At 67.8% G+C, this 20,437-nt stretch carries 19 protein-coding genes; 7 read left to right on the top strand and 12 right to left on the bottom strand.

The window, feature by feature from the left end:
* Nucleotides 1-5: 5 nt before the first annotated feature.
* From BoBH3_RS18540 to BoBH3_RS18530, 3 genes are read right to left on the bottom strand one after another with little or no spacing between them, the layout of a single operon-like run.
* The gene (locus BoBH3_RS18540; protein WP_262332315.1) at nt 6-1,505 is read right to left on the bottom strand and encodes a tripartite tricarboxylate transporter permease; all 1,500 of its coding nucleotides are present in this window, start codon (nt 1,503-1,505) and stop codon (nt 6-8) included.
* Nucleotides 1,505-1,978 carry a tripartite tricarboxylate transporter TctB family protein gene (locus BoBH3_RS18535; protein WP_262332314.1) on the bottom strand — a complete coding sequence of 158 codons (474 nt, stop codon included), beginning with the start codon at nt 1,976-1,978 and terminating at the stop codon, nt 1,505-1,507. The genes BoBH3_RS18540 and BoBH3_RS18535 overlap by 1 nt, the downstream gene beginning before the upstream one ends.
* Before the next feature lie 8 nt (nt 1,979-1,986).
* On the bottom strand, nt 1,987-2,967 hold the full coding sequence (locus BoBH3_RS18530; protein ID WP_262332313.1) for a Bug family tripartite tricarboxylate transporter substrate binding protein: 981 nt from the start codon (nt 2,965-2,967) through the stop codon (nt 1,987-1,989).
* Nucleotides 2,968-3,358: 391 nt separating this feature from the next.
* Between BoBH3_RS18530 and BoBH3_RS18525 the strand changes: the two genes are divergently transcribed.
* Genes BoBH3_RS18525 through BoBH3_RS18515 form a run of 3 tightly spaced genes read left to right on the top strand, consistent with a single transcriptional unit; the run spans nt 3,359 to nt 5,752 of the window.
* On the top strand, nt 3,359-4,000 hold the full coding sequence (locus tag BoBH3_RS18525; RefSeq protein WP_262332312.1) for an NADPH-dependent FMN reductase: 642 nt from the start codon (nt 3,359-3,361) through the stop codon (nt 3,998-4,000).
* Nucleotides 3,997-5,040, top strand: a complete 1,044-nt coding sequence (locus tag BoBH3_RS18520) for an LLM class flavin-dependent oxidoreductase (protein WP_262332311.1) — start codon at nt 3,997-3,999, stop codon at nt 5,038-5,040. Before BoBH3_RS18525 ends, BoBH3_RS18520 begins: the two co-directional genes overlap by 4 nt.
* Complete coding sequence (locus tag BoBH3_RS18515; protein ID WP_262332310.1) at nt 5,033-5,752, top strand: SDR family NAD(P)-dependent oxidoreductase; 720 nt, start codon at nt 5,033-5,035, stop codon at nt 5,750-5,752. Before BoBH3_RS18520 ends, BoBH3_RS18515 begins: the two co-directional genes overlap by 8 nt.
* A 6-nt stretch (nt 5,753-5,758) precedes the next feature.
* Here the strand turns inward: BoBH3_RS18515 and BoBH3_RS18510 are convergent, their stop codons facing one another.
* The 4 genes from BoBH3_RS18510 to BoBH3_RS18495 are packed head-to-tail and all read right to left on the bottom strand — an operon-like array spanning nt 5,759 to nt 9,760.
* Entirely contained in the window at nt 5,759-6,685 is a 927-nt protein-coding gene (locus tag BoBH3_RS18510; RefSeq protein ID WP_262332309.1) for a LysR family transcriptional regulator, read from the bottom strand.
* A 16-nt stretch (nt 6,686-6,701) separates the two neighbouring features.
* Complete coding sequence (locus BoBH3_RS18505; protein WP_262332308.1) at nt 6,702-8,096, bottom strand: FAD-dependent oxidoreductase; 1,395 nt, start codon at nt 8,094-8,096, stop codon at nt 6,702-6,704.
* A 12-nt stretch (nt 8,097-8,108) separates the two neighbouring features.
* The gene (locus tag BoBH3_RS18500) at nt 8,109-9,056 is read right to left on the bottom strand and encodes an isocitrate lyase/PEP mutase family protein (protein ID WP_262332307.1); all 948 of its coding nucleotides are present in this window, start codon (nt 9,054-9,056) and stop codon (nt 8,109-8,111) included.
* A complete protein-coding gene (locus BoBH3_RS18495) occupies nt 9,053-9,760 on the bottom strand; it encodes a GntR family transcriptional regulator (RefSeq protein ID WP_262332306.1) in 708 nt (235 codons plus the stop codon). The genes BoBH3_RS18500 and BoBH3_RS18495 overlap by 4 nt, the downstream gene beginning before the upstream one ends.
* Before the next feature lie 255 nt (nt 9,761-10,015).
* On the opposite strand from BoBH3_RS18495, the gene acnA reads away from it, so the two are divergent.
* From acnA to BoBH3_RS18475, 4 genes are read left to right on the top strand one after another with little or no spacing between them, the layout of a single operon-like run.
* Nucleotides 10,016-12,721, top strand: a complete 2,706-nt coding sequence (gene acnA / locus BoBH3_RS18490; protein WP_262332305.1) for an aconitate hydratase AcnA — start codon at nt 10,016-10,018, stop codon at nt 12,719-12,721.
* A complete protein-coding gene (locus tag BoBH3_RS18485; RefSeq protein ID WP_262332304.1) occupies nt 12,718-14,079 on the top strand; it encodes a dihydroorotase in 1,362 nt (453 codons plus the stop codon). The genes acnA and BoBH3_RS18485 overlap by 4 nt, the downstream gene beginning before the upstream one ends.
* Before the next feature lie 17 nt (nt 14,080-14,096).
* Nucleotides 14,097-14,828 carry an isochorismatase family protein gene (locus BoBH3_RS18480; protein WP_262332303.1) on the top strand — a complete coding sequence of 244 codons (732 nt, stop codon included), beginning with the start codon at nt 14,097-14,099 and terminating at the stop codon, nt 14,826-14,828.
* Between the two features lie 22 nt (nt 14,829-14,850).
* A complete protein-coding gene (locus tag BoBH3_RS18475; RefSeq protein WP_262332302.1) occupies nt 14,851-15,249 on the top strand; it encodes a RidA family protein in 399 nt (132 codons plus the stop codon).
* Between the two features lie 22 nt (nt 15,250-15,271).
* Here the strand turns inward: BoBH3_RS18475 and BoBH3_RS18470 are convergent, their stop codons facing one another.
* The 5 genes from BoBH3_RS18470 to BoBH3_RS18450 all read right to left on the bottom strand — a co-directional run bounded on the left by BoBH3_RS18470 (nt 15,272) and on the right by BoBH3_RS18450 (nt 20,416).
* Nucleotides 15,272-16,006, bottom strand: a complete 735-nt coding sequence (locus BoBH3_RS18470; RefSeq protein WP_262332301.1) for a maleate cis-trans isomerase family protein — start codon at nt 16,004-16,006, stop codon at nt 15,272-15,274.
* Between the two features lie 11 nt (nt 16,007-16,017).
* The gene (locus tag BoBH3_RS18465; RefSeq protein WP_262332300.1) at nt 16,018-17,196 is read right to left on the bottom strand and encodes an FAD-dependent oxidoreductase; all 1,179 of its coding nucleotides are present in this window, start codon (nt 17,194-17,196) and stop codon (nt 16,018-16,020) included.
* Nucleotides 17,197-17,286: 90 nt separating this feature from the next.
* Nucleotides 17,287-18,375 (bottom strand): ABC transporter ATP-binding protein, encoded by a 1,089-nt coding sequence (locus BoBH3_RS18460; protein WP_262332299.1) that lies wholly within the window; start codon nt 18,373-18,375, stop codon nt 17,287-17,289.
* A gap of 8 nt (nt 18,376-18,383) precedes the next feature.
* Nucleotides 18,384-19,220 (bottom strand): ABC transporter permease, encoded by an 837-nt coding sequence (locus BoBH3_RS18455; protein ID WP_262332298.1) that lies wholly within the window; start codon nt 19,218-19,220, stop codon nt 18,384-18,386.
* Nucleotides 19,221-19,237: 17 nt separating this feature from the next.
* Entirely contained in the window at nt 19,238-20,416 is a 1,179-nt protein-coding gene (locus BoBH3_RS18450; protein WP_262332297.1) for an ABC transporter permease, read from the bottom strand.
* Nucleotides 20,417-20,437: the final 21 nt, after the last annotated feature.

The raw sequence follows: 20,437 nt of genomic DNA, 5'->3' as shown, positions 1-20,437 counted from the left end.
GGCTCTCAGAGCTCGTTGACGGCGCGGGCGACCATCAGCTTCTGGCGCACCGCCGAGAACATCGGCAGCACGATCAGCAGCAGCGCGAAAGCCAGGATCGTCAGCGCGATCGGCCGGCCCATCAGATATTCGACCGGCTCGCGCGCCAGCATCATGGTCTGGCGCAGGTTGAACTCGATGGGGCCGCCGAGGACGAAGGCGAGGATCAGCGGCGCGGTATCGAAGGAGAGCTTGCGCAGCACATAGCCCAGCACGCCGAAGACGAGCAGGAGCAGGACCTCGGTGGGGTTATTGTTGAGCGAGTAGGCGCCGATGATCATGAACAGGATCAGCGCGGCGTAGAGCGCCCGGTAAGGCACCTTGAGAAGCTGCACCCAGACGCCGATCAGCGGCAGGTTCAGCAGCACCAGCATGACGTTGCCGACATACATCGAGGCGACAACGCCCCAGAAGATCTCGGGCCGCTCCTGGATCATCAGCGGGCCGGGCGTGACGTTGTGGACGATCAGCGCGCCGAGCAGCAGGGCGGTGACGGGGTTGCCCGGCAGGCCGAGCGCCAGCAGCGGGATGAAGGACCCTGCCGCGCCTGCATTGTTGGCAGCTTCCGGGCCTGCGACACCTTCGACGGCGCCGTTGCCGAATTCCTCCGGATGCTTGGTGAACTTCTTCTCCACGCCATAGGAGATGAACGAGGCGAGCGTCGCGCCGCCGCCCGGCAGAAGGCCGATCAGGAAGCCGAGCACCGAACCGCGCAGGATCGGCATGCTCGAGCGCTTCAGATCCTCCTTCGTCGGCATCAGGCTGCCGACCGGGACCGCCTGCATGTCGCGGGTGCGGAACTTCTCGACATTGTCGAAGACCTCGCCGAGGCCGAAGATACCCATGGCGACGACGACGACACCGAAGCCGTCCGCCAGTTCCGGAATACCCAGCGTGAAGCGCGGCTGGCCGGTGATGACATCCTGCCCGACCATGCTGAGCAGCAAGCCGGCGCAGATCATGATCAGCGACTTGACGACGTTGCCCTTGGCCAGGACGAGGATGACGATGAAGCCGAGCAGCAGCAGCGCCAGGTTCTCGGCCGGGCCGAAGCGCACCGCGAACTCGACCAGCGGCATGCTGATGAGCCCGATGGCGAGCGCGCCCACCGTGCCGGCGACGAAGGAGCCGATGGCGGCAATCGCGATGGCGCTGCCGGCGCGACCCTGCTGGGCCATCTTGTAGCCGTCCAGGCAGGTGACGACGCTCTGCGCCTCGCCCGGAATCTTGACGAGGATCGCCGTGGTCGAGCCGCCATAGCTCGCGCCGTAATAGATGCCGGCGATCATGATGATGGCCGAGACCGGATCGAGCCCGATGGTCAGCGGCAGCAGCATGGCGATGGCGGCCGTGGGGCCGAGACCGGGGAGAACGCCGATCAGCGTCCCGACAAAGGCGCCGGCAAAGCAGAAGACCAGATTGCCCGGCTGCAGAGCAACGGCGAAGCCTCCGAGCAAGCCTTCCATCAGTAGTAACCCCAGAGCGAACCGGCCGGCATGTTGACCGACAATGCAACAACGAAAAGCAGATAGGCGGCGATCATGCTCAGCACGGCCTTGACCAGCGCTCCGAGCGACAGAACGCGCTCCTCGCCGATTGCATAAAGGCCGTACATCAACAGGCCGCCGGAAAGGAGGAAGCCGATCCGGGTGAGCAGGAAGCCGAAGGCGGCGATCAGCAGCACGACGATGCCGACCATCGCCGCGCCATGCAGCCCGCCATCCTCCTCATCCGCAGGCTCCGGCTTTGCCGGCCTCAGGAGCATGGCGGCGCTGAGGCCGATCATCGCCAGCGAAAGCACGAGCGGCACGGCGCCGGGGCCGAGCAGCCGCGCATTGCCGAGCGGGAGCTGCATCGAGGCGAACGCCCCGACGAGGCCGCACAGGATGCCGGCCGCGCCGCCAAGCCGATGGCGGACCCGGTCCGCCGGTCGGATCACCTCATCGCTCACTTGGCCATGCCGAGCTTGACGAGCAGCGGCTTCATCAGCGCGCTCTCCTCCTCGATCTCGCGAGCGAAGACATCGGGGCCGGCATATTCGACCTCGGTCATCGTGCTCTGCGCGAAGGCGACGACGGCCGGGCCGGTCGCTGCCTTCTCGACAGCCGCGGCGATCTGCTGGACAACCGCGTCGGGCGTCGCCTTCGGCGCCCAGATGCCGACCAGCGGCGAGAGGCCGAGATCGACGCCCGATTCCATGAAGGTCGGCACGTCGGGCAGGATCTTGGCGCGGGTCTTGCCGAACTGGGCGATGGGCACCATGCGCCCGCCCTTGGCCTGCGGCACGATGGACTGGGCGAAGCCCAGCGCGAGATCGATGGTGCCGCCAACGGTCGCCGCGACGGCCGGCGTCGCGCCCGGGAACGGCACATGTGTCAGCTTGATCCCGGCCGCCAGCGCGAAGGCCTCGCCCGCCAGATGGGTGCCGCCGCCGGCGCCGGCGCTGCCGAAGGTCACCTTTTCGGGGTTGGCCTTGGCATAGGCGACGAGGCTCTTCACATCGTTGAAGGGAGCGCCGACGCGGGCGCCCATGACATTGGGGCCGAGGCCGACGCGCGCGACGGGGCGCAGGTCAGAAACCACATAGGGAAGTTGGTTCTGATGGGGCGCAACCGAGAGCGGCGCCGAGGTCGAGAACAGCAGGGTATGGCCGTCGGACTTGGCGAGCTTGGCGACATAGTTCGCACCGATCGTGCCGCCGGCACCGGGCCGCGTCTCGACCAGAACGGTCTTGCCGAGGGTCTTTTCCATCTCGGTGCCGAAGGCGCGGGCGAACTGGTCGGTCGAGCCCGGCGCGTAGGGAACGATGAAGGTGATCGGCTGGGTCGGAAACGCCCAGGCATTGCGGCTGGCGAGAATGCCTGCCGATCCGACCAGGCCAGCCAATACCGTACGCCGGCCGACCCCGGCTCCACCATCAACGCTCATCGTCGTGATCCCCTTATGGCTCTCGTTCGGTGCCGCGAATGACGATCCCGCGGCGCCTTCAAGCACGAGAGTTTGCCGACGACAGATAAATGTCAACACTTTGTGGTCGTGCGATTGCCGTATATTTGTGCAAATTTTGAGTGGACTTGCGCCGTGGCGTCAAAATCCCAACCCCTGATGCAATCTGCAGCGACTCTTTAAAACTCACATCCCCGCCATGACCCCCAACTTGAGCTCCGCACGGCAGCGCAGTCTCCCGTAACGACATGTAGTGTCAACAGTTATGCGGGCCGCTGATGCACTTCCGTTATGGTCACGATGTCGAAACGGTCTTGGACGTGGAGAGCACAGCGCGCTCTGGTGCAGGCAGATCATCCACGAGCCGGACCCGATGCAGCCATCCAAGCCTCGACGAAACGTCGCCAAGCGCCCCCTGATCGTCGGGATCGGCGGTACGCTGCGCGACCGTTCCAGCAGCGAGCAGGCGATGCGGCTCGCGCTTTCCGCGGCGGCCACAGAGGCGGAGATCCGCGTCTTCGCGGGTAGCGAGCTCATGCTGCCGCTTTATCAGCCCGGCGCTGCACTCGATGATCGCGCCACTGCTCTCGTTTCGGCGCTGGCCGCCTGCGACGGCCTCGTGATCGCAAGCCCGGCCTATCACGGCAGCATCTCCGGGCTCGTCAAGAACGCGCTCGACTATGCCGAGGAGCTCTCCCGGTATCCCCGCCCCTATCTCGACGGCATCCCGATCGGGCTCATCGCCTGCGCGGCGGGCTGGCAGGCCGCCGGCCAGACGCTGGCGGCACTGCGGGCGATCGCCCATGCGCTGCGTGGCTGGCCGACGCCCTATGGCGCCGCGATCCGCACGTCGCAGGACCTGTTCGTCGATGGCCGCTGCCGCGACGAGGGCGTCACCGCCGAGCTGAAGCGCGTCGGAGATCAGGTGCTCGCATTCGCCCGCACACGGCAGCAGCTTGCCGTGCCGCAGAGCACGCCCTCCAATCACCCCAGCTTGGCGGGAGCCATGTCATGAAGTTCGGCATCTGGGCGCCACTGCCCCATACGATCCGCTCCGAACCGGAGATGAAGCAGGCGATCGCGGAGCTGACCACGCCGGGCGCGGGAGGAGATTCGGACAGCTCATTCGAATTCGCCTGCGCGATCCTGCAGCAGGCCGAGGCGGCGGGCTTCTCGATCTCGCTGATCGCCGAGCGCTGGCTCGGGCCGGACCTCGAATCCTGGGTCATGGCGTCGGCGCTGTCGCAGCGGACCTCCCGCATGGAGCTGATGGTCGCCGCTCATCCCGGTATCGTGACGCCGCAGGCGGTCGCCAAGATGGGCGCCTCGCTCGACCGCATCAGTGGCGGACGCTTCGCCATCAACCTCGTCAATGGCTGGTGGCCGGACGAGCTCAACCTGTTCGGCAACGGCAGCTGGCTCGAGGACAGCGCTGAACGCGCCGCGCGGCTCGGCGAGTTCGTGCAGGTGCTGCGCGGTCTCTGGACGCAGGACGACTTCTCATTCCACGGGCGCTATTACGACGTCGACAAGGCAAGCCTGCCGTTGAAGACGCGCCGGACGCCGCCGCCGATCTACGCCGCAAGCCGCTCGCCCGAAGGCAAGGCGCTGGTGGCGGAAAGCTGCGACCTCTGGTTTGCCGACTATGTGCCCGACTACCGGCTCTATGAGAGCAACCTCGCCGACATGACCGCCGAGATCGCCGAGATGAAAGCGCTTGCGGCGGGCCATGGGCGCGAGCTCCAGATCGGCCTCAGCGCCCATGTGATCTGCGCCCCAACCTCGGACGAGGCCCTTGCGCGCGCCGAGGAGCTTCTGGAATACGGCAAGACGAGCCGCATCGCGGCCGTCGCGGCGCGGGGCCTTGGCGCCGGGCTGGTCGGCACGGCTGAACAGCTGGCCGAGCGGATCGAGGCTTACGAGCGGATCGGAGTCGACTGCCTGATGCTGCGCTTCCACCCGATGGCCGAGGGGCTGACCACCTTCGCAGAGGAGGTGATGCCGCTGCTGCGCGAGCGCGTCCCGGTCGCGCAGCCGGAGGCCGTGCATGGTTGATCCGATGCCAACTCGGCACGCGCTGATCACCGGCAGCTCGTCCGGCATCGGGCTCGCGCTCGCCTGCCGCCTGCTCGCGGCCGGCTGGCAGGTGACGGGGCTCGACCGTTCCGCTCCTCCGTCCGAGGCAAAAGCCGCGGGGCTCAAGACCGTCATCCTTGATCTGCTGGACGCGCCGGCACTCGATGCTGTGCTGCCCGCGATCCTGGCGTCGCGACCGACCGCCTTCGTGCATTGCGCGGGGGTGATGCGGACCGGGCGTATCGAAGAGGTTCGAGACGCCGATGTCGATACGCTCTGGCGCCTGCATGTCGGGGCAGCGATCACGATCATGCGCGATCTCGCCGCCGTGCTGCCGGATCGCGGCGGCCGCGTCGTGCTGCTCTCCAGCCGTGGCGCGCTCGGACGCCCAGCGCGTGGCGTTTATGCCGCGACGAAGGCTGCGCTGAACGGCCTCGCCCGGAGCTGGGCTCTGGAGCTGGCGCCGCGCGGCATCACGGTCAATGTCATCGCTCCAGCCGCGACCGACACGCCGATGCTGCGCGATCCCGCGCGCGGCGAGGCCCCGGCGGTCAACCTGCCGATCGGCAGGCTGATCGAGCCCGGCGAGGTCGCCTATCTGGCGCAGTGCCTGCTGGCGCCCGAGGCTGGCGCGATGACCGGCCAGACGCTCTATGTCTGCGGCGGCGCCTCGCTGGTCGCCCCGGTCTGAGCGCGGTCACTCCGCGCCGATGGCACCCAGCCAGCGATCATGCTCCGTCATCTCGCGCACCACGCCGAGCGCCATCGTCGTGAAGGCGGCGAGGATCGGGGCTGGCGTCGGCAGATCAGGCTCGACCAGCGCCAGCGGCCAATAGGCGCGCGGCGCGATGGGCCGCGCGACGATGGCGTCGATCAACATGTCTGCGGCGATGGTGGCCCGCGTCATCAGGCTGACGCCGAGGCCGGCCTTGACGAGGCCACTGGTGATGACGTGATCGTCGACCTCGTAGCGCGCCTCGATCCAGAGACCCTCGCGGGCCGCCCAGGCATCCAACAGCCGGCGCGAGGCATTGGGCCGGCTCGGCAGGATCAGCGGCAGCTTGACGATCTCACCCGAGGGCAGCCCGTCGGCGCCTGCTGCCAGTTGACTGGCGAGGCCGACGACGAAGACCTCCTCGCGCAGGAGCGGCGTGACCTTGAGGCCGCGCTGCGGCAGCGGATCATGCGCGAAGGCAAGATCGACCTGCCGACGCGCCAGCATGTCGTGAAGCTGGCTGGAGAAGCCACCAATCACGCGGACCTCGACATCGGGATAATCAGCGCCGAAACGCGCGAGCAGCGGCGGCGCCAGCAGATGGCCGACACCGGGCGGCATGCCAACGGTCAGCCGGCCGGCGAGCGCCGCGGTTCCGCGACGCACCTCGCTCGCCGCCTGCTCCACCTGCCGCAGCAGCTGGGCGCTGTGCTCGAAAAGGATGCGGCCGGCCTCGGTCAGCCGCGCGCCCTCGCGCCCGCGGGTCAGCAATTCCTTGCCAAGCTCGGCTTCGAGTTCGCGGATCGTGCGGCTGACCGCCGGCTGGGAAATGCGCAGCAGGTCAGAGGCGCGGCTGAAGCTACCGCATTCGGCGACGGTCCGGAAATAGCGCAGCGCCCTGAGGTCCATCCGCCGCGCTTCCCCTTCAGCCTGCCAACCCGTCCCGCGCCGCCGCCCGACCGGCGATGAAGCCGAGACCCATGGCCGCGAGCAGGCCGTTGCCCGAGGCATAGCCAGCCCCGCCGGCACGGCCACTGACGCCCGCCGCCGCGCCGCCCCCGGCGTAAAGGCCCGGCACGAAGCCGCCGTCACGGCGCATGACCCGCGCCTCGTCGTCGACCTGCAGGCCGCCCTGCGTGTGGAACAGGGCCGGAGCGATGCGCGTCGCCACGAGCGGCCCCTGCAGCGGCCCCATGCCCCATTGGCGCCGCCCGAGCGGGTCCGCCATCTCGCCGGCCGCCACGCGCCCGGCCTCGGTGACCGTGCCGGCGAGGGCATCGGCCGGCAGGTTGCAGGCCGCGGCCAGCGACGCGGCATCAACGTAGTCCGGCGCGCCGCCATGGGCGACCAGCACACCGAAATCCGGCTGGCCGGCGGCTGTCGCCTCGCGGATGCGGCTGTCATAGATCGCGAAGATGCGCCCGCCGCGCGCCAGTGCCGGAGCGGCGAAGGCGGAATAGCCCAGCGTCTCGTCGGCAAAGCGGCGGCCGGTTTCGTCGACGATGATCCCGCCCTTTTCGACGACCGTCCAGGTCACCAACTCGCCATGCGGCTGGGCGATGGCGGAATGGGCCTGATAGGCGCCCATATTGGCGAGGCGGGCGCCCAGCGCCTCACCCCAGCGCACGGCTTCGCCATCACTCCCCAGCGCGCCGAAATATTCGGCGCCCGCAATGTCCGGCGCATGGCGCAGCAGGAGTTCGCGATCATGGCCGAAGCCGTTGCAGGCGAGGATGACGGCGCGGGCGCCGATCACGCTCGCCTCGCTGCCCTGTGTGGCGACGCGGGCACCGCGCACCCGCCCGTCCTCGACGATCAGCTCCGTCGCCGGACTGGCGAAGGCGACAGGGATGCCCCTGTCCTCGGCCGCCTGCCAAAGACCCTGCATCAAATCGGCGCCGCGGCGCGAGGGCACGGCGTGAAGCCGGTTCACGCTGTGGCCGACATGCTTGTAGGCGCCGATCAGCTCGATCGGCAGGCCAAGATGATCGGCGAGCCATTCCACCATCGAGGCGGAGGTGGCGGCGAGCCGGTCGACCAATGCCTCGGCCTCGTGCGGGCCGGCGGTGCGGCGCAGATCGGCTGCAAAGAGTTCCGGGGAATCGTCGATGCCGACGGCCTTCTGGAAGCGCGTGCCGGCGGCGGGGATGGAGCCGCTCGACAGCATGGTGTTGCCGGCGAGGCGGGGCAGTTTCTCGACCACCGCGACCTCGGCCCCGGCCTCATGGGCGGCGAGCGCCGCCACGAACCCGCAGCCGCCAGCGCCGATCACGAGAACATCGACGTCGAGATCGGCGCCGCCGTCAGGAAGAGAGGTCATTGGTCGATCGGATCACGCGCTTCTAGCGGTCTTGTACTTGGTCTCGTAGCTGTCGACGGTCAGGAGTTGCTTTTCCAGCGCCTGCATGGCCGGGAAGCCCATCAGGTTCCAGATCTCGTCGATGCCAACCAGCAGATCCGAACGGTCTGCCGGAACGCCGGTCTCCATGACTTCGCGCATCACCGTGAGAGCCTCGCGCATCGCCTTGATCGCAGCGGCCGGCAGCATGCGCGGCAGGCTGATGCGGCGCACGCCGAGCGCCTTGAGGCGCGGGAGCGGAATGAGCGGCGTCGTGGGACGCTGGCGAATGCCGAAACCCATATTGACGGAGACGGGCTTGCCAGCGGCCGCCTCGACGATGCGCGCGATGTCCTCCTCGGTCTTCACCGCATCGGGGAAGATCGCATCAGCGCCGGCCGCGACATAGGCGCGGATGCGCTCCAGCGTCGCCTCGATGCCTTCGACGGCGAGAGCATCGGTGCGGGCGATGATGACGAAGTCGTCGTCGCGGCGAGCGAGGCAGGCGGCCTCGATCTTCTTCACCATCTCCTCGCGCGAGACCACTTCCTTGCCGAGCATGTGGCCGCAGCGCTTGGGGCTGACCTGGTCCTCGAGATTGACGCCGGCGACGCCCGCCTCCTCGAACATCTGCACGGTGTAGTGCACGTTCATCGGGTTGCCGTAGCCATTGTCGGCGTCGCAGGTCAGCGGGATCGAGATCGAGCGGGCGAGCTGCCGGCAGTGATTGACGTTCTCGCTGAGGCCCATCATGCCGAGATCCTCGACGCCGAGGATGGCGTTGGCGATGGCGGCGCCGCTGGTGCAGGCGCTCTTGTAGCCCGACGCCTCGACGAGGCGGGCGCTGTAGCCGTCATAGACACCTGGCGAAACGATGAACTCGCCCGAGTTCAGCAGCGCCCGGAAAGCCGCGGGGGCCGAGATTTCACGCTTCGCGATCATGATGCCTTCTTCTCCTCGCCATCGGCGCCTGCCGCCGGCGCTTCGGGGACCTGTTCCAGCACATGCCGGCCGGCGCGCTCGACATGCGAGCGCATGAGGGATTCGGCGAGCGTGGCGTCGCGCGCCTTGATCGCGCGCGAGATCTGCCAATGCTCGGTGAAAGCAAGTTCGTGCCGCTCGGGCACGGCGCCGGAGATCCGGCGATAAATGCGCAGCAGATGGTAGAGATCGCCGCAGAGCGTATCGATGATGCGGCTGTTGCCGCTCGCCCGCACGACCCGTTCATGGAAGTCGAAGCGTTCGCCGGACGGCAGAAGCCCGCCACGGGCGGCCTCCAGATCGGCGATCAGCCCGTCGATGTCGGCAGCCGGCATCTGCGTCGCAGCCAGCCGGCAGGCATAGCCCTCCAACGCTTCGCGCATCTGGAAAAGCTCCGCGATCGCCTGCTTGGACAGCGAGACGACGCGAGCGCGCATGAAGGGCTCACGCGAGACGAGCTGGATGCCCTGCAGGCGGCGGATCGCCTCGCGGATCGGACCGCGGCTCACACCGAAGCGCCCGGCCAGAGCGGATTCGTTGACGACCATGCCGGGCTCGAGCTCGCAATTGTAGATCAGATCGAGGATATGCCCGAAGACCTCGTCGCCGAGGGTCTCCGAGCGTCGCCCGCCATTGCCCGATTCATGCATGCCTTCCATGCTCATCACGCTAGGCACCCGCTCGAAATGTGTCAACAGTTTTGAAAAATTGCGCGATGGTGACCGAGCTACCATTGCCGCCCGACACCGCATCCGACCCCGGCCATCTCTACAAATGTAGATACTTTTTGGCATATGCCATCGACCAGAACAGCGCCAAAGACTCCCGTTCCTTGAATCCCCAAAAGTGTTGACAATTATAAGGCTGACTCCCATCCTGCGCCGACTTTTCCTAAAGACCGACGGCAGATGGCCGAGCGCATGAAACTCCGAGACTTGCTGGCGAGCGATGCGATGGCGGGACGACATGTCTCGCTGGCCGCCGTCGGTGCGCGCGCCGGGATCGATATCACCACCCTGCCCTATGCCTGCCGCGTCTTCGTCGAGAACCTCGCGCGCGGTCATCTCTGCGACCACAATATCAGCGCCGACGATGTTTATGCGATGCTGCGCTGGCGCGACAGCCGTGGTGCCGGCGTATCGCTCACGGTCGGCCGGGTCATCCTGCCCGATTCCAGCGGCCTGCCTGTGCTGCTCGATCTCGCCTCTCTGCGCGATGCGGTGGCGGAGGCCGGCTTCGATCCGGCCTCGGTCGAACCACGCATCCCGGTCGACGTCATCGTCGACCATTCCCTGCAGGTCGACGTCTCGGCCGCGCCCGACGCAATGGCGCGCAACATGGCGCGCGAGTTCGAGCGCAATGGCGAGCGCTACAGCTTCCTGAAATGGGCGCAGCAGGCGTTCCGCTCCGTGCGCGTCTTCCCGCCCGGCACCGGCATCATCCATCAGGTCAACCTGGAGAACATCGCCTCCGTCGTGACGCGCGTCGAGACGCAGCACGGCACGCTCTCCTGCCCGGACTTCGTCATCGGCGGCGATTCCCACACGCCGATGATCAACGGCATCGGCGTGCTCGGCTGGGGTGTCGGCGGCATCGAGGCGCAGGCCGCCATGCTCGGGCAGCCTTACGTCTTCCCGGTGCCGGAATTCGTCGGCGTCAGGCTCGTCGGCTCCCTGCCGCCCGGCGCGACCACGACCGACCTCGTCCTCACCGTCACCGAGAAGCTGAGGCGCGAGGGCGTGGTCTCGACGGTGGTGGAGTATTTCGGACCGGGCGCGGCGGCCCTGCCGGTTCCCTCCCGCGCGACGCTGGCCAATATGGCGCCCGAATACGGGGCGACCGCCGGCTTCTTCCCGATCGACGAGGAAACCTTCCGCTACCTTGTCCGCACCCGCACGCCCGAGCACGCCGCCTTCGTGCGCGCCTATGCGCAGGCCAATGCACTCTTCCGCGAACCCTGCTCTCCCGAACCCGCCTATGCCCGCGTGATCGAGATCGACCTTGCGCGCGTGACGCGCTCGGTCGCCGGCCCGCGCCGCCCGCAGGACCGGCTCGATATCAAGGCCGTGGCGCAGGATTTCGATGATCGCCTGCCGAAGGCCCCGGCCGATGGCGGCTTTGCGGCCGAGCCCGTGGCGTTGCCCGTCGAGACCGCCTCCGGCGCGGCGACGCTGCGGCACGGCGCATTGGCGATCGCCGCCATCACCGCCTGCACCAACACCTCGAATCCAGCCGTGATGGTCGCGGCCGGCCTACTCGCCCGCAACGCCGTGGCGGCCGGGCTTCGGGTGCCAGGCTGGGTGAAAACCTCGCTCGCTCCGGGCTCACGCGTGGTGACACGCTATCTCGAAGAGCTCGGCCTGCTCGCCTCGCTGGAGCAGCTCGGCTTCGGCGTCGTCGGCTATGGCTGCACCACCTGCGGCGGCAAGTCCGGGCCGCTGCTGCCGGTCATGGCCGAAGCCATCGACAAGGGCGGGCTGGTCGCGGCGGCTGCACTCTCGGGCAATCGCAATTTCGAGGGGCGCATCCACCGGCAGGTGCGCGCCAACTACATCATGTCGCCGCCGCTGGTGGTGGCTTTCGCCCTCGCGGGCCGAATCGACATCGACCTGGAGCGCGAGCCGCTGAACGGGCCGGATGCCGCGAAGCCGATCTACCTTGCCGATCTCTGGCCGGGCGAGGAGGAGATCGCCCCGCTCGTGGCAAAGGCCGGTGATCCGCAACTCTTCCGCGAGGTCTATGGCGAGACGCCGTCGGGCCTGCTCTGGGACGAGTTGGAAGCGCCGACGGGGCTTCGCTTCCGCTGGGACCCGAAGTCCAGCTACCTGGTCGAGCCGCCATTCCTGGCATTGGCGCAGGAGCTCGCTCAGTCCGGCCTGCCGGATCGGCTCGGCCCGGCTCGCGTGCTCGGCGCCTATGGCGACTCGCTGACGACCGACCACATCTCGCCGAGCGGCGAGATCCCGCTCGACAGCCCGGCCGGGCGCTACCTCGTCTCGCTCGGTATCGAGCAGCGCGCCTTCAACACCTATGTCGGCCGGCGCTGCAACCATGAGGTCATGGCGCGGGCGACCTTCGCCAATCTGCGCATCCGCAACCTGATGGTGCCCGGCAGCGAGGGCGGCTGGACGCGCCTGCTGCCGGAGGGCGGGGTCGTTTCCGTGCATGCGGCGGCCGAGGCCTATCGCGAGCGCGGCGTGCCGCTGATCGTACTCGGGGCCAAGGATTACGGCATGGGCTCCAGCCGCGACTGGGCCGCCAAGGGCTCCGCGCTGCTCGGTGTGCGCGCCGTGATCGCGGAGAGCTATGAGCGCATTCACCGCTCGAACCTGATCGGCATGGGCGTGGTGCCGCTGCGCTTCGCCGAGGGCGAGGGCTGGCGCCAGCTCGGGCTCGACGGCACGGAGAGCTTCGACATCGACGGGCTTGCCGCTGCAGTCGACGGCCATGCGCCGGCGACGGTTGTCGCGACCAGCGCAGACGGGCGCTGCACCCACTTCCATGTCACGGCCGACGTCTCGACGCAGAGCGAGCGCGCCTGCCTGCGCCATGGCGGCGTCATGGCCGAGGTCCTCGCCCACTTCACCCGCCGGAACACGCCGGAAAAGGTCACGGAGCCCCTATGAGTTTCGATCTGTTGCTGTCGGGGGGCGAGATCGTCTTCCCGGATCAAGGCGTGCGTACCGGCTCCATCGGCGTGAAGGACGGGCGGATCGCGGCGCTGCTGGCGCCCGGCGAGCAGGCCACCGCCAAGCAGGTGGTCGATTGCCGCAACAAATGGGTGATGCCCGGCCTGATCGACCCCCATACCCATATCGGCTTCGGCTCCAACGAAACCGATTTCGAGACCGAGTCGCGCTCGGCCGCCATCGGCGGCGCCACGGGCCTGCTGACCTTCCACCGCTCCAACGACCTGCGCCAATCGACCGGCCCCTGGAAGGAGCGCGGCGAGGCCCAGTCGCTGATCGATTTCGGCTTCCATTTCGGCGTGACGAGCAAGCTCCATATCGAGACGCTGCCGGAGGCGGCCCAGCGCTTCGGCGTGACCTCGATCAAGGTCTACCTGATGTACAAGGGCGCCTCCGGCGCCGCGAAGGGTTTCACCGAAATCGATGACGGGCTGCTCTACTGGGCGCTGCTGCAGGGCGCCCGCATCAAGGGCGGCGTCGTGGGCGTGCATTGCGAGAATGTCGAGGTCATCCCGGTCTTCCGCGAGCCGCTGAAGGAAGCCGGCCGCAACGACCTGCCCGTCTGGGACGAGCAGAGCCCCGGTTTCCTCGAGGCCGAGAACGTCTTCCGCGTGATCTATTTCGGCGAGAAGGCCGAGTGCCCCGTCAACATCGTGCATATGTCGAGCGCCGAGAGCCTCGAGATCGTGCGCCGGGCCAGGAAGCCCGGCCGCGCGCCGATCCATGTCGAGACCTGCAGCCACTATCTCGCACTGACCAGCCAGTCGCCCATCGGCTTCCTCGGCAAGGTCAACCCGCCACTGCGCTCCGCCGCCGATGTCGAGGCGCTGTGGGAGGGCGTGCGCGACGGCACGATCACGACCGTCGGCTCCGACCATGTGCCGCGCAAGCGCGAGACCAAGGGGCCGGACATTTGGAAGGCCTCCGCCGGCTTCCCGGGCATCGGGACGCTGCTGCCGATCCTGATTCATGAGGGCGTCCACGGACGCGGGCTGCCGATCGAGCGCATCGCCGCCGTCACCAGCGCCAATGTCGCGAAGCTTTACTCGATCCCGAACAAGGGCGGCATCGCCGTCGGCATGGATGCCGATCTCGTCGTCGTCGACCCCGACAAGGAGATCGTCGTCGATCCGGCGACCCAGGAATCCTTCTCCGACTACTCGCCCTATGAGGGGATGCGCTTCAAGGGCGCGCCCGTCCGCACCATCCTGCGTGGCCGCACAATCGCCGTCGACGGCGTCGTCGACGCTGAAGCCCGCGCGACGCCCGCCGGCCGCTATTTGCACCGCTCCTGACACCGAAAGCCAAGACGATGACCAAACGCATCTGGGACGATTTTCTGACCGAGCGCGACAAGCAGGTCTATGCGCAGGCCGGCTATGGCAAGCGCGGCGGCTTCGGCAAGCGCCCCGCCCTCTTCATCATCGACGTCCAGTACAATTTCTGCGGCGACAAGCCCGAGGACATCCTCGAAGGGCTGAAGCAGTATCGCACCCATTGCGGCGCCGAGGCCTGGGCTGCGGTCGAGCACATCGTGCCGCTGCTGGAGATGGCGCGCGAAAAGAACATCCCGGTGTTCTACACCGAGAGCGCCCGCCGGCCGGACATGATCGATTCCGGCGTCCAGGTCGGCAAGAACCACCGCGGCACCGAGAAGACCTCGACCGAGGGCACCCATGCGACGCAGACGGTCGCGCCGCTGGCGCCACGCCCTCAGGACATCCGCATCGGCAAGCGCAAGCCGTCCTGCTTCTTCGGCACGATCTTCATGAGCCACCTCAACTTCTTCGACGTGGACACGCTGATCCTCTGCGGCTGCACCACCTCGGGCTGCCTGCGCGCCACCGCCGTCGACGCCTACTCCTACAACTTCAAGGTCGTGATCCCGGAAGAGGCGGCCTTCGACCGCTTCCAGTCCAGCCACGCGATCAACCTCTTCGACCTCAACTGCAAATATGCCGACGTCATTCCCTCGGCCGAGGTGAAGGACTATCTGACGGGGCTCGCCGTGCGCGAGGACCTTCCGACCGGCGTCCAGGGCTGACGGCTAAGCGACGGAGACGGACATGGCTGACCGCGAGATCATCGTTCCCGAATCGATGCGCGCCATCGTCGAGCGGGCCGGCTACGCGCCGGCCGTGCGTGTCGGCGACATCGTCTATGTCGTCGGGCAGGTCGGGCGCACGCCCGATCTCAAGGTGATCGACGATCCGGCCGAGCAGTTCGCCGCAGCATGGGAGAATGTCCGGGTCGTGCTGGAGGCCGCCGGCTGCAGCTTCGCCGACATGGTCGACGTCACGACCTATCATGTCGAGATGGCGCGCCACATGGACGTGTTCCGCGAGGCAAAGAACCGCCTCGTCCCGCGCGAGGGCTATGCCTGGACGCGGATCGGGGTCTCGGAGCTCGCCCATCCCGGCCTGCTCGTCGAGATCAAGTGCGTGGCGCACCGTCCCGCGCGCTGAGCGCGGGAACGGCGCCGTCGCTTTAGCCCAGCGTCGCCGCGAGTTGTGGGGCGGCGTGGCGGAAGAGTTCGCCCGGCTTCACGCCGGTCGTCTTCATCAGCCACCAGGCGCAGCAGATATTGGACGAGAGCAAAGGCACGCCCTCCCCCCGCGCAGCCAGCGCCGGCAGCGTGATCATGCCGGTGCCGCTCATCACGATGGCGTCGATACCGTCGGTGCGAACCTGGCTCAGCGCCTCCTCGACCTCGGCGGTCGTCAGCTCATAGGCGCGGAAGGTCTCGGAGACCTTGACGATCTGCGCGACCTCCTGGCCGGAACCCGCCCAGTAGCCGGCAGCCTCGTCGGTCAGCCAGGCGGGATAGGGCGAGAACAGGCAGATACGCCGCGCGCCCAGCGCATTGAGCGCGGCGCGGATTGCGCCGCTCGCGGTCATCACCGGAAAGCCCGCTCCTTCCGACAGGCGAGCGGACAGCGCATCGTCCTCGTGGGCCTTCAGGCGGTAGCTGGGCCCGGTCAGCGCGACCGTGGCGGCGGCAAGCTTCAACGTGCCGAAGGATTTCAGCGCCGGCTCGTAGGAGGCGATATAGGCGCGGTTGCGCTCCTCCAGCGTGGTGTCCGGCATCACCGGCAGGCGCGTCGCGAAAAGGCGGGCGCCGGTCGGAATCAGCCGTGCCATCTCGGGCTCGACGGTCGGGTTGGCCGGCGGGACGAGCAGGCCCAGCGCCGGCAGGGAAGCGAGATCGGCAAGATCGAGCATAGGCATCTCCGTCAGGCCGCCTGGGCCGGTCGCTCGAGCATGTCGAGCATCGCCGCCGTGGCGAGATAGTCGGCCGCCGCGGCGCGGGAACCTGCGATGGCGCGGATCGTCTCCAGCCAGCCCTCGCCGCCGGCGACGTTGCGGTCCGTCCGCGGGATCAGCATCTCCTCGGCGACGCGCTTGCGCTCGCGCGCGGCCGCCTCGACCAGCTCGGGCCGGCGCTCCCGCAGAGCGCGGATGATCGCCCAGGAAAGTGCCTGGGCGTCGTGGATGCCGCAATTCATGTTCATGCCGCCGCGCGTGTTGGTGACATGGGCGCTGTCGCCGGCGAGGAAGGCGCGGCCGATGAAGTAATCCGATGCCACGCGCCGGCTCGCCCGGTAGACATCGCGACCGACCACGGTCGGCGGATTGGTCCAGCCCGGCATGACCTCCTGCAGGCGCTCGACGAACCAGTCGTCACCCAGCGCCGTCTCGTCGGAGATCTCGCCCGGGACGCGGATGATGATGCGCCAGCAATCCGGCATCTTCAGAAAGCTCAGCGACTTGTCGCCATTGTGCAGATAGGTGATCGGCGCGATGCCAGGCAGCACGCGGTCGAGATCGTCCTGCGTCATCACGCGCAGGATCTTGTGCGGATAGACCTCGCCGTCGAAGGCGATGCCGAGGCTCTCGCGCACCGTGCTGTGGGCGCCGTCCGTGCCCAGCAGATAATCGGCCGCGATGGTCATCGTCTCGCCGCCGCGATCGACCGTCACGGTGACGCCGCTCTCGCCCTGCGTCAGCGTTTCGAAGCCGGTGCCGAACAGCACGCGGGCGTTGTCGTGGGCCTTGATGTTCTCGAGCAGGAGAGGCGTCAGCCGGGCCTGCTCGAGGTGCAGCCGGAAGGGGAAGGCCGTCCGCTCGGCGAGATCGGCGAGGGCGAACTCAGCGAAGGGGCCTTCCGGCGTCCGGTACTGGATGCGCGGCACGAGTTCGCCCTGGTCCAACATCGGCGCCAGCACGCCCAGGCCGTCGAGGATCTCAAGCGTCGCCGGGTGGAAGGTCGAGGCCTTTGAGGCCGTGTTGAGCCCGGCGCGTTTCTCGATCACCACGACATCGACCCCGGCTCGGGCGAGGATCAGGGCTGCGACGAGCCCGACCGGCCCGGCTCCTGCAACGATCACTTGGGTTCTCAGACTGGCCGTCATGACATCCTCCGCAGCGGCGAAACATGCCACGCGTATAAGTATTATGTATGCTACTTAATATGTTTCAGCAACCCAAGATCGACGCGCCCGTCAACTCTCTTCGGGCTTGAGCGCCAGGCAGTTCGCCGCGGACCAGGCGACCGGAATCCGGTCACCCTTCTTCAGCGGACCGAGGCCGTCCTTGAAGGTCAGCCGGGCGCTGAAATCGTCCGAACCGCCGAAGCTGAGCCTGAGCCGCGTATGATCGCCGAAATAGATCAGCTCCTCGATCTCGGCTTCGAAGCGGTTCTCGCCCTGCGCCTCGGAGCCGATCAGGACCTTCTCGGGCCGGAGCGCCAACACCGCCTGCGCTCCAACGGGCAGATCCTCGCCGATCTGTGCCCGGACCTCACCGCCATCCGCAAGTCGCAGGAGGCAGGAGGCACCGTCACGCGCGGCGACGACGCCGTCCAGCCGGTTGTTCTCGCCGATGAAGGAGGCAACGAAGGCGTTGGCCGGCTTCTCGTAGATCTCGGCCGGGGGAGCGAGCTGCTGGATGCGGCCGTGATGGAAGACCGCCACGCGATCCGACATCGTCAGTGCCTCGCCCTGATCGTGCGTGACGTAGACCACCGTGACGCCGAGCTTCTCGTGGATGTGCTTGATCTCGATCTGCATATGCTCGCGCAGCTGCTTGTCGAGCGCGCCGAGCGGCTCGTCCATCAGCACGAGCTTGGGCCGGAAGACCAGTGCGCGGGCGAGCGCAACGCGCTGCTGCTGGCCGCCGGAGAGCTGCGCCGGGCGCCGATCGCCAAGATGGTCGAGCTTGACCATGTCGAGCGCGCCGCGCACCCGCTCCTCGCGCTCGGCCCGGCCGACGCCCTGCATCTCCAGTGGGAAGGAGAGGTTGGCGGCGACGCTCATATGCGGAAAGAGCGCGTAGTTCTGGAACACCACGCCGATGCCGCGGCGATGAGCCGGGACGTTGTTGAGCGGGCGCCCGTCGAAAGTGATCGTGCCGCCCGAGGGATCCTCGAAGCCGGCGAGCATCATCAGCGTCGTCGTCTTGCCCGAGCCGGAGGGGCCGAGCAGGGTGACGAACTCGCCGCGCTCCACCGCGAAATCGAGCGACTTCACGACCTGCGTCGCGCCGTCATAGCTCTTGGTGACCTTGTCGAAGACGATGAGGGGTTCGGACATGCTTGTGCTCAAGGCGTCGGCTCTCCCGGCGCGGCGCCGCGCGCCGCGGCGCGCTGGCGGATGAATTCGTTGACCGCCAGCAGCAGCACCGAGAACAGGATCAGCAGCACAGCGGCAGCCGCGATGGTCGGGCTGAGGAATTCGCGCAGGCCCGCATACATCTGCCGCGGCAGCGTGAACTGGCCCGGGCTCGCGATGAAGAGCGCCACGATCAATTCGTCGAAAGAGGTGGCGAAGGCGAAGAGCGCCCCAGTCGCCACGCCGGGCGCGATCAGCGGCAGCACGACGCGGCGGAAGCTCACCACGGGATTGGCGCCTAGGCTCGCGGCCGCTCGCAGCAGGTTCTGATCGAAATTCTGCAGCGACGCCAGAACGGTCAGCAGCACGAAGGGAACCGCCAGCACGGTATGCGAGAGTACGAGGCCGGTGAGCGAGCTGCCCAAGCCGACCATCGAGAGCGCAAAATACATGGCGATGGCGGTGACGATCACCGGCGTCACCATCGGCAGCGAGAGCACGGCGAGCAGGAGCGCCTTGCCGCGGAAGCGGCCGAGGAAGATGCCAAAGGCGGCGAGCGTGCCGAGCAGCGTCGCCAGCACCATGGTCGCGATGCCGACGACGAAGCTGTTCCAGGTCGCATCGAGCCAGCGGCTCGATGTGAAGAAATCCGTATACCAGCGCAGGGAATAACCCGGCGTCGGCAGCACCAGGAGCTCGCCCGAGGAGAGCGAGAGCGGGAACACGACCGCGATCGGCGCCACCAGAAATAGCAGGATCAGCCCCGTGACGAGGGCGAGCGCGAGGCGGCCGGCCGAGGCTTTCCTGCGTGGGCCCAGAACGGACATGGTGTTCGCCACGGCGCTCAGACCTTCACGCCGCCGGAGCGGAAGCCGGGCACGAGCAGGCGCGCCGCGACGACGAGAAGCCCGGTCATCACCATCAGCAATGTCGCCAGCGCCGCCGCCATGCCCCAGTTGACCGAGGTGTTGGTGAAGAAGGCGATGAAGTAGCTGACCATCTGGTCACCCGACCCGCCGACCAGCGCGGGCGTGATGTAGAAGCCGACCGAGAGCATGAAGACCATCAGCGAGCCGGCTGCGACGCCCGGCATGGTCAGGGGCAGATAGATGCGCAGGAAGCGGCGCCAGCCCGGCGCACCGAGGGAGGCAGCGGCACGCATATAATCAGGCTTGATGCCCTTCATCACGCCATAGAGCGGCAGGATCGCGAAGGGCAGCAGCACATGGACCATAGCGAGATAGACCGCGAAGCGGGTGAAGATCATCGCCATCGGCTGGTCGACGATGTCCATCGCCATCAACAGCGCGTTGATCGGCCCTTCTCGCTGCAGGATGATGAACCAGGCGGTGGTCCTGACCAGGATCGAGGTCCAGAACGGGATGAGCACCAGCATCATCCCGGCATTGGCCCAGCCCTGCGGCAGGACGGAAAGCGTGAAGGCCACCGGATAAGCCAGCAGCGCGCAGATCAGCGTCGTAACGAGGCTGATCTCGAAGGTGCGCCAGAACAGCGGCAGGAAGACCGCATCGCCGCCCGCGGCCCGCGCGACGCCCTGATCGGTCGGGCGCATATCGAGCGAGCGCAGCAGATAGAGCGAGGTCCAGGGACCGGTCGCCCGCTTGAACAGCCGCCAGAGCTCCGGCTCGCCCCAGCGCGGATTGAGCGCGATCAGGCTGTCCTTGACGGGCGCAGAGAGACGAGCCGAAGCGCGGGACGCCTGCAGCAGGAGGCTGCGCAGCCCCGTCTCCTCGAAATTGAGGCGAGCGAGCACGCCGCCAGCCGCCTGGTCCTGCTGCGCCTGACGCAGCTCCGCCACAAGGCTGGCGAAGGCCTCCTCAGGGGGCAGGCCCTGCCCGTCCCAGGCGCGCAGCAGGCTCGCCGTGCGCGGCAGGGCGGTCGAAAATTCGGAATCGTCGACCGCCCGGTAGAGGGTCGCCCCCAGCGGCAGGAGGAAGCTCAGCGTGACGAGCAGCAGCAGCGGCGCGATGAGCGCCGCCGCCAGCAGGTTCCGCCGTGACATGCCGAGCATGACCGCGCCAGG

The organism is Allobosea sp. BH3 (assembly GCF_025499465.1).
GTDB lineage: Bacteria > Pseudomonadota > Alphaproteobacteria > Rhizobiales > Beijerinckiaceae > Allobosea.
The sequence above is the reverse complement of the archived record's forward strand: the minus strand, read 5'-3'. Positions and strand labels throughout refer to the sequence as shown.